The organism is Acinetobacter sp. YH12239 (assembly GCF_013417635.1).
GTDB lineage: Bacteria > Pseudomonadota > Gammaproteobacteria > Pseudomonadales > Moraxellaceae > Acinetobacter.
The window spans coordinates 109,309-121,923 of sequence record NZ_VPDP01000002.1 but is presented as its reverse complement, the minus strand read 5'-3'; the positions used below and the strand labels follow the sequence as shown (position 1 = coordinate 121,923).

The 12,615-nt window shown below is 36.8% G+C and carries 16 protein-coding genes; 5 read left to right on the top strand and 11 right to left on the bottom strand.

Going from position 1 to position 12,615, the window contains the following annotated elements; genetic code table 11:
• Positions 1–16: 16 nt before the first annotated feature.
• From FTV17_RS02660 to FTV17_RS02645, 4 genes are all read right to left on the bottom strand, one after another.
• Positions 17–1,312, bottom strand: coding sequence for an acyl-CoA dehydrogenase family protein (locus FTV17_RS02660; protein WP_179998070.1), 1,296 nt, complete (start codon positions 1,310–1,312; stop codon positions 17–19).
• 227 nt (positions 1,313–1,539) lie between these two features.
• Positions 1,540–2,913, bottom strand: coding sequence for an AarF/ABC1/UbiB kinase family protein (locus FTV17_RS02655; RefSeq protein WP_179998069.1), 1,374 nt, complete (start codon positions 2,911–2,913; stop codon positions 1,540–1,542).
• A 143-nt stretch (positions 2,914–3,056) separates the two neighbouring features.
• The gene (locus FTV17_RS02650; protein ID WP_179998068.1) at positions 3,057–3,362 is read right to left on the bottom strand and encodes a hypothetical protein; all 306 of its coding nucleotides are present in this window, start codon (positions 3,360–3,362) and stop codon (positions 3,057–3,059) included.
• A gap of 124 nt (positions 3,363–3,486) precedes the next feature.
• Positions 3,487–3,696, bottom strand: a complete 210-nt coding sequence (locus FTV17_RS02645) for a cold-shock protein (RefSeq protein WP_035263597.1) — start codon at positions 3,694–3,696, stop codon at positions 3,487–3,489.
• Positions 3,697–4,067: 371 nt separating this feature from the next.
• Here FTV17_RS02645 and prmB point away from each other — a divergent pair, with 371 nt between their 5' ends.
• The 3 genes from prmB to FTV17_RS02630 all read left to right on the top strand — a co-directional run bounded on the left by prmB (position 4,068) and on the right by FTV17_RS02630 (position 6,630).
• Entirely contained in the window at positions 4,068–5,078 is a 1,011-nt protein-coding gene (prmB, locus tag FTV17_RS02640) for a 50S ribosomal protein L3 N(5)-glutamine methyltransferase (protein WP_179998067.1), read from the top strand.
• Between the two features lie 14 nt (positions 5,079–5,092).
• Positions 5,093–6,178 (top strand): chorismate synthase, encoded by a 1,086-nt coding sequence (gene aroC / locus FTV17_RS02635; RefSeq protein ID WP_035263593.1) that lies wholly within the window; start codon positions 5,093–5,095, stop codon positions 6,176–6,178.
• A gap of 98 nt (positions 6,179–6,276) precedes the next feature.
• Positions 6,277–6,630 carry a hypothetical protein gene (locus tag FTV17_RS02630; protein ID WP_179998066.1) on the top strand — a complete coding sequence of 118 codons (354 nt, stop codon included), beginning with the start codon at positions 6,277–6,279 and terminating at the stop codon, positions 6,628–6,630.
• A 44-nt stretch (positions 6,631–6,674) separates the two neighbouring features.
• Here the strand turns inward: FTV17_RS02630 and FTV17_RS02625 are convergent, their stop codons facing one another.
• Together FTV17_RS02625 and FTV17_RS02620 are read right to left on the bottom strand one after the other, a co-directional pair.
• Complete coding sequence (locus tag FTV17_RS02625; protein WP_179998065.1) at positions 6,675–7,151, bottom strand: hypothetical protein; 477 nt, start codon at positions 7,149–7,151, stop codon at positions 6,675–6,677.
• A gap of 147 nt (positions 7,152–7,298) precedes the next feature.
• A complete protein-coding gene (locus FTV17_RS02620) occupies positions 7,299–7,847 on the bottom strand; it encodes a hypothetical protein (protein WP_179998064.1) in 549 nt (182 codons plus the stop codon).
• A gap of 273 nt (positions 7,848–8,120) precedes the next feature.
• Here FTV17_RS02620 and FTV17_RS02615 point away from each other — a divergent pair, with 273 nt between their 5' ends.
• Positions 8,121–8,354: a hypothetical protein gene (locus tag FTV17_RS02615; RefSeq protein WP_179998063.1), complete on the top strand. Its 234-nt coding sequence runs from the start codon at positions 8,121–8,123 to the stop codon at positions 8,352–8,354.
• A gap of 310 nt (positions 8,355–8,664) precedes the next feature.
• A complete protein-coding gene (locus tag FTV17_RS02610; protein WP_179998062.1) occupies positions 8,665–9,927 on the top strand; it encodes a tyrosine-type recombinase/integrase in 1,263 nt (420 codons plus the stop codon).
• 14 nt (positions 9,928–9,941) lie between these two features.
• Here the strand turns inward: FTV17_RS02610 and FTV17_RS02605 are convergent, their stop codons facing one another.
• The 5 genes from FTV17_RS02605 to FTV17_RS02585 form a co-directional block, all read right to left on the bottom strand.
• Positions 9,942–10,208, bottom strand: a complete 267-nt coding sequence (locus tag FTV17_RS02605; protein WP_179998061.1) for a helix-turn-helix domain-containing protein — start codon at positions 10,206–10,208, stop codon at positions 9,942–9,944.
• A gap of 64 nt (positions 10,209–10,272) precedes the next feature.
• Positions 10,273–10,416: a hypothetical protein gene (locus tag FTV17_RS02600; protein WP_179998060.1), complete on the bottom strand. Its 144-nt coding sequence runs from the start codon at positions 10,414–10,416 to the stop codon at positions 10,273–10,275.
• Complete coding sequence (locus FTV17_RS02595) at positions 10,413–11,534, bottom strand: ATP-binding protein (RefSeq protein ID WP_179998059.1); 1,122 nt, start codon at positions 11,532–11,534, stop codon at positions 10,413–10,415. Before FTV17_RS02595 ends, FTV17_RS02600 begins: the two co-directional genes overlap by 4 nt.
• Positions 11,534–11,962, bottom strand: coding sequence for a hypothetical protein (locus FTV17_RS02590; RefSeq protein WP_035265477.1), 429 nt, complete (start codon positions 11,960–11,962; stop codon positions 11,534–11,536). The genes FTV17_RS02595 and FTV17_RS02590 overlap by 1 nt, the downstream gene beginning before the upstream one ends.
• Positions 11,963–12,150: 188 nt before the next feature.
• On the bottom strand, positions 12,151–12,504 hold the full coding sequence (locus tag FTV17_RS02585; protein ID WP_179998058.1) for a hypothetical protein: 354 nt from the start codon (positions 12,502–12,504) through the stop codon (positions 12,151–12,153).
• Between the last annotated feature and the right edge of the window lie 111 nt (positions 12,505–12,615).

Below are 12,615 nucleotides of genomic sequence, written 5' to 3'. Positions count from 1 at the left end.
AATTTTTATTGTTTGATTAAGCATGTAAACCAGAATGCATAATGGCAGTAGCACGCAAATCCCGATACCAACGTTCAACTGGATGTTCTTTGGTAAAGCCATGTCCACCTAAGAGTTGTACGCCATCAGTGCCAATTTTCATTGATTTTTCTGCACACAAAATTCGTGCTAAGTATGCTTCACGATGGAAATTTAAACCTGATTCTGCGCGGCTTGCAGCATTCAAAACCAACATTTTCATAGCATCAATTTCAATAGCCATATCCGCGATCATAAATGCAACACTTTGACGGTGGGATATTGGTTCACCAAATGCAGTGCGTTCATTGGCATACTGAATGCAATATTGTTTAACCGCTTGGCATGTACCCACTGCTATTGCACACCACATTAAATTACCCAGGTCAATGAATGCTGAGTAATCGAAATCTTGCTCACTCAGTTTAAATGCTGGTGTGTTGTTAAATTTTAGGCTCACAGATTGAGTTGCTTTAAGCCCCATTGCTGGATTAGCTTTATATGAAATGGTTTCACTTGGCTCAACAATGAAAACTTGAGCTGTTCCATCTAAATCTGCGGAAACCAATAAAAGATCTGCATGCTCACCTAGAATAACGATAGTTTTTTCACCATTAATGACAAAATGATCGCCTTGGCGTGTCGCTTTTGTTTTTAATTGGAAAGGGTTGAAAGCAGGTGTATTTTCCTGAACAGCAAAAGTCGCAAATAGATCATCTTGTTCGCTAAATGCCGACAAATACTTATTTTGAATCTCTGCTGAACCCCACTGTGTAATTGCATTAATGACTGAGAACGTGGAGAGTAATGTAGCTGTTAATGAGAAGTCACCTTGTGCAAGTTGCTCTGCGATCAGAACATTTGTAACCACATTCTTTTCTGAAGCAACACCGCCGTATTGTTCAGGCAATGCATAATAATTGACACCTAAATCTTTAAATTGAGTCCATAAGTTTTCTGGAAAAGTAGCTTGGTGGTCGGCTGTATGTGCTAGGGGGTAGAGAACTTCATGAGCAAATTGTTGCATCGCATCAACAGTCATCTGTTGTTCTTCAGAAAGGCTGAGATCAAATAAACCTTTCTGCTGATTGGATAGGCGTTGAGTGGGAGTATTGGATTTTTGTTTAAAAATTTTCTGTGTAGAGCCCAAGGTTTTAAATCCAGCCTTAGAGCCTTGATAAAGCGAGCGTTCGATAATTTTTCTTAGTTTTAATTGATCGATTAAATCACTGCCTGCGAGCTTAGTGATCAAGGCTAAGCCTAAACCTTGCGCTTTGTTTGCGATATCATTCATTGTTGTAAATTCCCTGATGGTTTTTTTATACAACAAGATCGTGACATGTGTTTAGTGAAATGACTATGTCGAAAATGACTAGCTTAAAAGACTTTTTTGACCAAACAGATAAATGGTAATTGAATAGGTATTCTAATGAAATTTAAGATATATTCTTTTTAGTAATTAAATTTTTTATTTAATAAATTGACCATAGTGACACGATAGATCACTATGGTCTTAGTTCATTAAATATATGATTGGATCATTTTACGTACATTTGTTTTTGCTTCGATCACAGTCATGAATGTATATGCACCTATGAACTTACGACTGATGAACATAAATTCTTTTGGTGGAACTGAAAAATAGCGCGATGCCATCGACTTGGATGCTCGTTGCATCACACGGCTATGCAGCTGGCTTTGTTTCCAATCATAGCGCTGCTGTTCATCCATAATGCCTGTTGGTAGGTCTGGATTATTGCTATAAGTACTAAAAGCTTCAGTAGCTAGAAGGAACACTTTTGCCATGTCAGGTTTAATGCTTAATGGCATTGCATCGAAAAACTCATAACCTGTCATAGCATTGACCATGGCTTGAGCATCATGATGATAGCCCGCGGTAATTAAATTACGAGCTACCTTGAGGAGTTGATCATCAAATTGACGGATCGCACCGAAGTCTAAAAGAATGATTTTATCTTCAATTTGCGCGCCGTCACCTAAGCGTACTAGGTAGTTACCAAAGTTAGGATCAGTCTGCATCTCGCCCCATTCAAACACTTCACGAACGGCAATTTCAAGCGATGCTTCACCTAATTTATTGCGACGTTCCTGAGGGAGTGAAAGCATGACTGGGCTATTAATCGGAACACCGCGCTCAAAAGTCATAGAAAGCACTTGATCTGTACAATATTGATCAATAATTTGTGGAACAACATAACGCGGATCATCTTTTAAACGCGCTCTAAAACGACGTGTTGTTTCAGCTTCAATTTTGTAATTTACTTCACGGTGCATCATTTCGCGAACTTCATCAAACCATTGATCAAATTCACGTGTTTGAGGAACCATACGTGTAAGTTTTAGCATGTTCTTAAACAAGCTCATATCTGAGTCAATTGCGCTTGCTACACCTGGATATTGAACTTTGAGCACCAATTCAAGACCATCAGACTTACGTGTTGCACGGTGAACTTGCGCTAATGATGCGGTGCCTAAAGGCTCATGATCAATGGTGAGATCATCGAGTTTAGAGCCAAGTTGGTTGCGCAGTTGCTCATGGATCGCAGGCCAGGCAAGGGCAACGGTCTGATTATTTAAAGTGTTTAAGGCTTGCGTAATCTCTTCAGGTAGAAAATGTTCACCATATAACGCCATCATTTGACCAATTTTGACAATTGAGCCTTTTAATTTACCGATTTCAGCAACGAGATAGTCAGCTTGTTCTTTCATCGCTTGTTTACGTTTTTTTTCTTTTTCTTCTTCGCTTGAAAAAATAGAACTCGCACTTGAAGCAGCCCAGCGTGTGCCAGCCAGTAGAGAAGCTTTCGCAATCGAAAGACGGCGATCCATTGAAGAAGTTTTTAATTGTTTAAGCTTTTCATTCTGATCTGACATGAAGTTTAGGTCCTTTAAGCGAATCGCGCAGAGAAATCATTGTATTGAATATTACATGTTATGAACGTATTAAAATAGTTCAAGTATTTCAATATCAGGTGTATAAATGGTCAATTTATTCAAACTTAAATAGCCTAAGCTTTTTAAAGTCGATATTTAACTGGGAGTTGAGCTCGAGCAGACAGGGACACGCGATACTCTGAAATGAATAATTTCATTAAGTTGACAACAGTTTCATGAATAAATCCAAGGGCATATGCTTTGATAATAATGACGCTAGGTAAGCTGAAGACAAAATATTTAACATCATCCGAACTTGGATTTTCAAAAATTTGATGATCCATCAAAAATTGCTTAAGAAATTGTTTTTCTGTTGTGACACGAGGAGAAGAATCATCACTCCAGTAATTTTGACGCATTGCCATTAAATTATTGTGTTTATAACTCATACTTTAACTTTTGAAATTCACTTTAACTTTTATTAGTTTGAGTCTAAATTTGCTTTTTCAAGTCGGGTGAACTTTTAGAGAGACGAAAAAAAACGGGCAAAGCCCGCTTTTTTTTAACAGTTAATTAAACTGCTACGATGTCAACAGCGTTAGGACCTTTAGGACCTTGAGTTACGCTGAATTCAACTTGTTGGCCTTCAGCCAAAGTTTTAAAGCCTGAACCTTTGATTTCGCTAAAGTGAGCAAAAACGTCAGGACCGTTTTCTTGTTGGATGAAACCGAAACCTTTAGTTTCGTTGAACCATTTAACTGTACCTTTAACAGTATTAGACATAATAGGAATCCTAATAAAACTTTAATGTTATGAGTTTGAACTCAATGATGTAACTTGGAAAAAAAATGAAACTTAAAATCTGAAACCAAACGTAGGATTATGACTAACACTGCGAAATAAAAGATTTAATGAAACAACATAAATTTTCTAGTTGGCTTCGAGTATACACGATTATTTTCAATATCGTTAGTTTTAATCAACTTTCTCGCTATTTTAAAACTTGAATGAGTAGACCTTATTCAATAGATAATTCTAACTATTCAAATTTTCAATACAAATTTGCCGAATAACACGGATAGAACTTTTTATTAATAGGACAAAACAAGGTATCATAGACCGTTTTTAAAAATTCGACCTTGGAGACGCCTTAAGTGGATCGACCGACTATTAGCCCTGAACATCTACAGGAAGCCGCTGAAAACTTAACAACTATTCGAGATTTTATTCGTTTTGGAGTTACAGCATTACGTCAATACGATGCACACTTAGGTCAAGGTACTGAAGATTATTTTGCTGAAAGTTCTGCTTTAGTTTTACAAACTCTGTCACTGGACTGGAATGCCGATGCTGAGATTTTAGACTCAAAATTACTGCCAAGCGAAGTTGCGGAATTCTTGAGCTTACTCGAACGTCGTATCAATGACCGTGTTCCTACTTCATATTTATTAAATCTTGCTTATTTCTTTGGTAAACCATTTTATGTCGATGAGCGTGTACTGATTCCACGCTCACCAATCGTTGAGCTGATTGAAAATCGTTTTGCACCTTATTGTTTGACTGAAAATGGCGAAATGGGTGAGGCGGTCAATAATTTGCCAGAGAATCCAAATCCTAAAACTCCACAGCGTATTTTGGATATGTGTACTGGCTCTGGTTGTATCGCGATTGCTTTGGCATATGCATTCCCTGATTCTGAAGTCGATGCTACTGATATTTCAAAAGAAGCCCTTGAAGTTGCACAAATCAACTGTGAGCATCACAATAAACAGTATCAAGTCGCTTTATTGGAATCTGATCTTTTCGCTAAAATACCTGCCGAAAATCAATACGATTTAATTGTTTCTAATCCGCCGTATGTAGATGCTGAAGATATGGCAGATTTACCAGATGAGTTTCATCACGAGCCAGAATTGGCATTGGCAGCGGGTCAAGATGGTTTGGATCTTGTGCGTAAAATGCTGGCTCAAGCCGCAGACTATTTAACTGAAGATGGTTTAATCGTCATTGAAGTGGGCAACTCAGAATGGGCAATGAAGCAAAACTTTAATACTGTTGATTTCTACTGGTTGCAATTCCAACGTGGTGGGTCAGGTATTTTTGCACTGACTGCAGCACAATGCCGTCAATATCATGATTTATTCATTCAATCTGTTCAAGTATAAAGGAGTTGTTGAACATGGCTGGCAATAGTATTGGACAATTGTTCCGTGTAACAACTTGTGGTGAATCTCACGGCGTTGGTTTGATGGCGATTGTAGATGGAGTTCCACCAGGTCTGAAGTTATCAGCTGAGGACTTACAAATAGACTTAGATCGTCGTAAACCAGGTACCTCTAAATTTGCAACACAACGCAAAGAACCAGATGAAGTTGAAATTATTTCAGGCGTGTTCGAAGGTAAAACCACTGGGACATCCATTGGTCTTTTAATTCGTAATACAGACCAAAAATCTAAAGATTACGGTAATATCGCACAAACTTTCCGTCCAGGTCATGCAGACTATACTTATACACAAAAGTATGGTTTCCGTGATTACCGTGGTGGTGGTCGTTCAAGCGCGCGTGAAACAGCAATGCGTGTTGCAGCGGGAGCAATTGCTAAAAAATTCTTATTTGAAAAATTTGGTATTGAAATCCGTGGGCATGTAACACAAATTGGAACTGAAAAAACAGAAAAATTAGATTGGAATGAAGTGCCGAATAATCCATTCTTTTGTGGTGATGTAGATGCTGTACCACGTTTTGAAGCACTTGTGACGTCTTTGCGTGAAAAAGGCACAAGCTGTGGAGCACGACTTGAAATTATTGCTTCAAAAGTACCCGTAGGCTGGGGAGAACCTGTTTTCGATCGTTTAGATGCTGATATCGCTCATGCGATGATGTCAATTAATGCAGTTAAAGGTGTAGAGATTGGTGATGGTTTTGGCGTGGCTGAACAATTTGGTCATGAAACACGTGATGAACTGACAACTGATGGCTTCTTAGCGAATCACGCTGGTGGTATATTAGGTGGTATCTCAAGTGGTCAAGATATTCGTGTATCAATTGCACTAAAACCTACTGCTTCTATTACCACACCAGGCAAAACAATTACCATTAATCGTGAAGATACGGATGTTCTTACTAAAGGTCGTCACGATCCTTGTGTGGGTGTTCGTGCGACACCAATCGCTGAAGCGATGCTTGCAATCGTGTTAATGGATCACTTTATGCGTCATCGTGCCCAAAATGCCGACGTTGTTGCGCCATTTGAGCCAATTTAACCAAAGTTAAAAAGCGTATGATGTAAAAAGCCAGATGATTGATCTGGCTTTTTAATATAATTTTAAAATTGCAATTGAACGTTTTATGGGGAATTCAATTGAAAATAAGGATATTGGTTGGGGCGATGGTCTTATGCGGATTATCGTATAGTTATGCGAATGGCTTAACACAATCTCAATTTGATATTGAAGTGAAGTCAATTTATAACGAAATTGAAGCGAGTCAAATTCGATTACATCAATCGGTCGATAGTAAGCAGAATATTTCGTTGATCATTCAAAGAGCTTGTGAATATGCAGATGCGTTAAATGCTTTAGAACGATTAGCACAAAAGAATATTCATATGGCTAAAGCAAAGGAAGAAGCATTGTTTGCAAGAAAAATGAGAAATTCTTTTGATCGATCATTCCAAGATTTAGGAACAAGTTATCAAAAAAGTTGTAAGTCTTAAAAAAAAGCCAGTTCAACGAACTGGCTTTTTAATGAATAATGCATTTATTCGATAGTTTGACCTGTATAACCTTTGATAAAGGTTAAGTAAGCAGAAGATTTCTGACCATCAGTTTGCAAGATTGGACGAGTCACTTCGCCGTTAGCTGTCACAATTTTTAGATCAATTTGTTTTGCATCTCTAAATGAGTTTAAAAAACTTACAGGAACGATAATAAAATTAGATGAATTTGTTACACCTGCCACAGTTGCATATTGGGTTGGTTGAATTGTTGAATAGACATAAGGTTGACCATCAACAATAAAGTTCAATTGTTTTATATCGTGCTGTACAGTGTCATTTACATCTGCAGTTATTTTAAAACCATTACGCTTTTCATCATTCCAACGTAGTGCAAGTTCAGGGCAAATTTCATCAGTAGCACAGATGAGAGGTCCTTTGGTTACAACACGTTCTGGATAACTTCCTGCACAACCTGTTAATACAACCAATGCTGAAATAAGCGCTAGTTTGATTTTCATGATTTTACCTATTGTCTTGTTTATTATAACTGTGTACACAATTTGTTAAATCTAACGAAAAATTCTAAAAAATGAAATGCCTAGCAGTCTAATAACACGTTGCAGTTTTGTATCGATGATTAAAAAAGACCCATAGTGGGTCTTTTTTTACTTTTGCTTAAATTGTTGGTAGCCACTTTTAAATGTTTGATAGGCAAATGATGCATGCCCATCTTTTAAAATGCTATGCGTAATAGCACCTTGATCTGTTACTACAGCAATATCGATAGATTTAGACTGATCAAACATAACGACAAAATTCATTGGTACATCAATGTAATTTGTAGAGTTAATGAGATCGGAATTGTTGACTGATCGTGTATTGGTTTGAGTTAAAGTTGTGTAAGGATAAGTTTGACCATCTAGCGTGAAAATCACTTGCTTGATATCAAAAGATTTTCGATCAAATAGATTGGTATGTACTCTAAATAAATTATTGCTCTGCTGTTTCCAATCAAATGTTAACTCAGTACATGGTTTTGATGGTTCACAAATCACCTGACCACGTGTTTCAATTCGCTTGGCATTTTCTGAAGGTTTAAAATCAATAACATTAGATGCATAAGCTTTTGCAGAACTTGCATTTGGTTTATTGGATACAACGATACACCCACTCAGTGAAAGAGCAGTAAGAATAGATATAAATTGAACTTTCATTATTATCAACCAGTTAAATAGATGTTGTTTTTGTATATGCTAAATTTAGCATAGAATCCATATAAGTGTTAACCAGTTATCAAAAAATATATATTTATTGTCTTATTTTGCTATTTTTCTTTGTGGTGATGCTTGTCATGTTGCTTGAATTAAGCTTAAAGGCGTTAAAAAATAATTGATTGAGTCCTTTATAGTCAAACGTTTCTATTTTTGATTGAACACTTTTCAAAAGGTGATATAACTAAAAATAAAGCGTTAATAAAAGAGTATGAAATGAAAACGACTGTGAAATATGTGGTGCTGAAGAGCGAAGACTATCAATTGGGCACTCCATTGTTTGAAGAAACCATCGAGGCAGACTATGCTTATTTCGATTCAATTCCATCAGTCATTCAGTACCAGAATCATGAGTTTAAAGTGAAGTCAAAAGAACTTAATCGAAAGCAAATATTTGATGACTTTGAAGAATCACAAACAATCTTAGTTAAAGTCATCGCACTGAATTAATTTAATGGCAGCCTTGAGCTGCCTTACTCATTCTCATCACTATTCATTATCTATTTTATAATATAGTTCTATTCGAAATTAAGCACGGTTCAATATGCACCAAACATTCCCAATCCAAAGTAGGTTAGGTGGATTTTACTTTTTCTATAGCACCATTGTGGATTATTCTTAATTTAAAACTATATATTTATTAGTGGTTTATATCGACTTTAACGATGCTATAAAAGTCTTAAAAAATCACGTGTAGACTATTTGTAGACTGTTGAGAAGCATGATTTAATAAACTTACTGAAGGTTTATTGGATTAATCATGAAACTCAACAAGTCTAATGTTGATGCTATCCCATTGACGGATTCTGGTCAAAAAATTATCAGAGATACAGATTTGATCGGTTTCGCGATTCGAGTCACCACGAAATCAAAATCTTATATTGTTGAACGTAGACACGAGGGTAAACTTTATCGAGTCGTGATTGGGAAAGCGAATGAAATATCCGTAAATTCTGCTCGAGCAAAAGCCCAAATGATTTTGGCTCAAATCTCCAATGGGGAATACATTAGTCCAAATGAAAAAGTAAACGTAAATAATTTTTTAAATATCACTGTCGCTGAAGCATTAAAGATTTATATCGATAGAAATGATTTCAAACCTAAAACAATTAGGCAGTATAAAAAATACTTTGATTTATACTTAAAGTGGTCAGATCGTAAGCTCTTTGAAATAACAAAAAAAGAAGTCCTGGATAAATTTATCGAAGTATCTGAGCTCAGCAAGTCATCAGCCAATGGTGCTATTTCATTGCTTGGCACAGTCTGGAAATATATTCATGTGCTTTATTCAACAGATGAAAGCCCAATTTTAAAAAGCAATCCGGTAGATATTATTGCGGTAACTAAAGGTTGGAATAAAATTGAAAGTCGTAATAGGCATTTAGATAAAAGTATCATTCATAAATACTACAACGCCGTTCTAAATTATGAGGATGAGCTCAATTTAGAAAATACTGCACGATCCAACACGCATAGAGATATCATCCTATTTACCATGTATACCGGTTGCCGTCGCCAAGAAGTCTGCGGTCTTAAATGGGAAGATGTAAATTTTAAAGAAGGTATAGTTATTTTTAGAGATACGAAAAATGGTTCAAATCATGAATTTCCAGTAGGGGACCACTTACTATCCATACTTAAAGAAAGATACTTACTAAAAGAAAATGATTGGGTCTTCCCAGCGACTAAACTTCCAACTTCTCATAATATTCACGCTACTGTAGTAGATACTGCACTCAAGAAAATAGGTACCCAAGTTAATTTTTATGTATCGATGCATGATTTTAGACGCACCTTCGCGACGATATGTAATTTACTAAGATTTAACATCTATGTGACTAAACGACTGCTTAACCATACTGCTAGACCGCGTTTAGATGTCACGGGTGGCTATGTTCAAATACCGATGGAGGAATTAAGAGCTTCCATGAATATGATTGAGGCTGTATACCAAGGAAAAATTGATTGTTTTAACTACGAAAGTGTCTGGGATGAAAGACTCAAACTATTAAAGGCAGGATAAACCTGCCTTCTTAATTATACGTATTGAGCAGTGCAGGTCACAGTTCTCCTTTTTTCGAAAGCGAGTACATCAGCTTTTCTATAAGCAACTCGACGACCTATTTTGGTGTAGGGAAGTTCAGACCCATCACAGCGCATTCTAGCTAAAGTCCAAGGCGAACAATCTAAATATAGGGCTACCAAATCTTGTCCAAACTTTTGATCATCTGGAGCATCTAAAAAAGGTTTTAATAATTTAGATCGTTCATCCTCATTGATATTTTTTAAACTTTTCAAAGCCATGAAAACACCTCTGTTGTTTGTATTTGTTTTTCATTTTGAAAATCTGATACATAAATTTTTTTCATTACTTTCTCCAAGTTGCTTCCTTAAACTTTGCATTGATGACCAAAGAATCAATTTCACCAATACCAACATTTTCGAAAATATGGGTCATTCGCGTCCCGAACACTGTCAGTGTTCGGGTAATAGAGGAATAATTAAATTTCATGTTTTCACCATACTTTTCGCATAGTTATCTATTTCGACTTTAACCGCTGCAAATTGCTTTACCTCAATCTGTGCCAAGGCATCTAAGCCTAAGTATTCACAAACGGTTTTAGTGTCTAAGCCACGTTCTGCAATAAAGTCTTGAAGATGAGCTAGTTGTTCATTTGAAATGCCATTGAATTCAGGTGAATTGAGCCATTTCTTTTCATCTTTGTTGTATGGACAGCCTAGTTCTTTAGCCCGACGTTGAACTGCGTACCACATATCCATTACGTAACGATGGCCCTGAGGTAATGATTCAGTGAGTTGGTTTAAATCCCCAGCATGTTGAGCTTCTGTGCAGCTTTGTTTCCAATTTTCATAGTCTTGATCCGCTTTGATGGTTTCCAACTGCTCAGGTGTCATTCTGTTGATATGGTCTTTCGCTTGTTTAATGATGTCAGCCAAGAATGTAGGATTCTGTTTTAAGTCAGGTACCCACACCTCACCAGTTTCACCACCTAAGCCACCAGCATTTTTTGCATGATGAGTAGGGCAAGGCTTAAAGCTAATGACACGTGCATTTTTACCTTCACCAGTGGTCACAGTAGTTAGATAACCCATAATGTCGGCTATTCGATAAAGCTCGTTACGGTTCTTACCGCCTAGATCAGGACGATATACAATTTGATCGCCGTTTTGATCTTCAGAAGCATGTGCAATGAAAACCACATCTTTTCCTGAAGCGATTAAGGTGTTCACGTATTGCTTAAAAATATTGTTGGCCAGGCCTTGAGCTTTAAGTTTGAGTGAACCATCTTTTTGTTTGTTGGTATTGTTCAAAGCCAAGTGCGTCTTGATGCTTTCAAGCATGGCGCCAACAGTATCAATAACCACTGTGTTATATGGTGCTAAATCTTGAGGTGTAAGATTTGCTACATCTGACCATTGTTGAACTTGAACTACTGCACCACGACGAAGTTCACCAGTACGATGTGCTCCTTTATCAAAGTCAAAGGAAATGGCTTTATCACCTGTAAAGCCAATTGATGTTTTGCCAAGTCCTGGATCCGCATATAGATAAACAATGATGGCTTGCACCAATAATGTTTGGTTCGCTTCAATGATAGGAAGGGCCATTACACACCCCCTAACATGCGATTCTTATGCATGTGAGTAATCAGCATTTGATTAATGTTGTAATGGTCATTGTGATCTGTGAAATCTGATACAGAGTTACCTAATACATCGTGAATTTTGTCGATCGTCAGCGATGTAATCATTGCATCATCAAATTCACTACCAGGTACGCCGTAATCATTCGTGAATTTTTCGTAGTCAAATGACACATCTAACGTATATTCATCAAGACGTACTACTGCATAGCCAGTCGTTTCAGAGGTCAGTTTTAGTGCTGCAACTGATGTTTGATTAGGTACATAGCTTGAATAGCTAAGCTTCAAATCTGTCGCTTGAGGTTGTTTAGTGAAGACTAATGCACCAATCGTTACACTTGATACTAATAAACTTACCGCGACGGTATTGAAAGGGGTGAAATTTAGATTCATAATTGATCTCGCAGTTTGTAAAAGCACATCGGGGTTCGAAGATCGATGTGCTTTTTTGTTGTCTGTGATATAAATATGAACTAACGGTTCAATTAAGTCAAGAACTAATAGTTCAACTTTGTTTTGTTTTTATGTTTTAATAGGCAAAAGAAAACCCACACAGGGTGGGTTGATCTTAACTGGATACCTTATTTTTTTACTTCAGTAATACTGATCGGCTTGTCTTTTTCAAACTCGACAATACCTTCACCGCCTTTGAAGTGAATAGAAACACCATCATCATTCGCTAAGCGAACTCCACTACCAGAAACAGCATGTTTAAGATGATAAACTTTACCCGATCCATCAATCATTTGTGCAGTTTCAAATAGGTCAGATGATTTTAGGAAAAGTTTTAAATCATTAGGACCAACAAAACTGATAACTTGTGTGTTTTCAGGGGCATTGCGTATCACGTTTTCGCGCGTTACTTCTTTATTTGGAGTCGAAGTACAGCCAGTGATCGCTAGAGCTACAAGAGTTGCACCTAACACGTATTTCATTTTATTTTCCTTTTTATTATCTAAATCATTAGAGTAAATATAATAAATGGTATAAAACTACGTTTAAATCCACTGTTACAGAGTTATTACACAAAAAGAACCCATCGATAG

Excerpts from the sequence above, each read along its gene's own strand:
- FTV17_RS02660 (WP_179998070.1), bottom strand. The coding sequence starts at position 1,312 with ATGAATGATATCGCAAACAAAGCGCAAGGTTTAGGCTTAGCCTTGATC.
- FTV17_RS02655 (WP_179998069.1), bottom strand. The coding sequence starts at position 2,913 with ATGTCAGATCAGAATGAAAAGCTTAAACAATTAAAAACTTCTTCAATG.
- FTV17_RS02650 (WP_179998068.1), bottom strand. The coding sequence starts at position 3,362 with ATGAGTTATAAACACAATAATTTAATGGCAATGCGTCAAAATTACTGG.
- FTV17_RS02645 (WP_035263597.1), bottom strand. The coding sequence starts at position 3,696 with ATGTCTAATACTGTTAAAGGTACAGTTAAATGGTTCAACGAAACTAAA.
- aroC (WP_035263593.1), top strand. The coding sequence starts at position 5,093 with ATGGCTGGCAATAGTATTGGACAATTGTTCCGTGTAACAACTTGTGGT.
- FTV17_RS02625 (WP_179998065.1), bottom strand. The coding sequence starts at position 7,151 with ATGAAAATCAAACTAGCGCTTATTTCAGCATTGGTTGTATTAACAGGT.
- FTV17_RS02620 (WP_179998064.1), bottom strand. The coding sequence starts at position 7,847 with ATGAAAGTTCAATTTATATCTATTCTTACTGCTCTTTCACTGAGTGGG.
- FTV17_RS02615 (WP_179998063.1), top strand. The coding sequence starts at position 8,121 with ATGAAAACGACTGTGAAATATGTGGTGCTGAAGAGCGAAGACTATCAA.
- FTV17_RS02610 (WP_179998062.1), top strand. The coding sequence starts at position 8,665 with ATGAAACTCAACAAGTCTAATGTTGATGCTATCCCATTGACGGATTCT.
- FTV17_RS02605 (WP_179998061.1), bottom strand. The coding sequence starts at position 10,208 with ATGGCTTTGAAAAGTTTAAAAAATATCAATGAGGATGAACGATCTAAA.
- FTV17_RS02600 (WP_179998060.1), bottom strand. The coding sequence starts at position 10,416 with ATGAAATTTAATTATTCCTCTATTACCCGAACACTGACAGTGTTCGGG.
- FTV17_RS02595 (WP_179998059.1), bottom strand. The coding sequence starts at position 11,534 with ATGGCCCTTCCTATCATTGAAGCGAACCAAACATTATTGGTGCAAGCC.
- FTV17_RS02590 (WP_035265477.1), bottom strand. The coding sequence starts at position 11,962 with ATGAATCTAAATTTCACCCCTTTCAATACCGTCGCGGTAAGTTTATTA.
- FTV17_RS02585 (WP_179998058.1), bottom strand. The coding sequence starts at position 12,504 with ATGAAATACGTGTTAGGTGCAACTCTTGTAGCTCTAGCGATCACTGGC.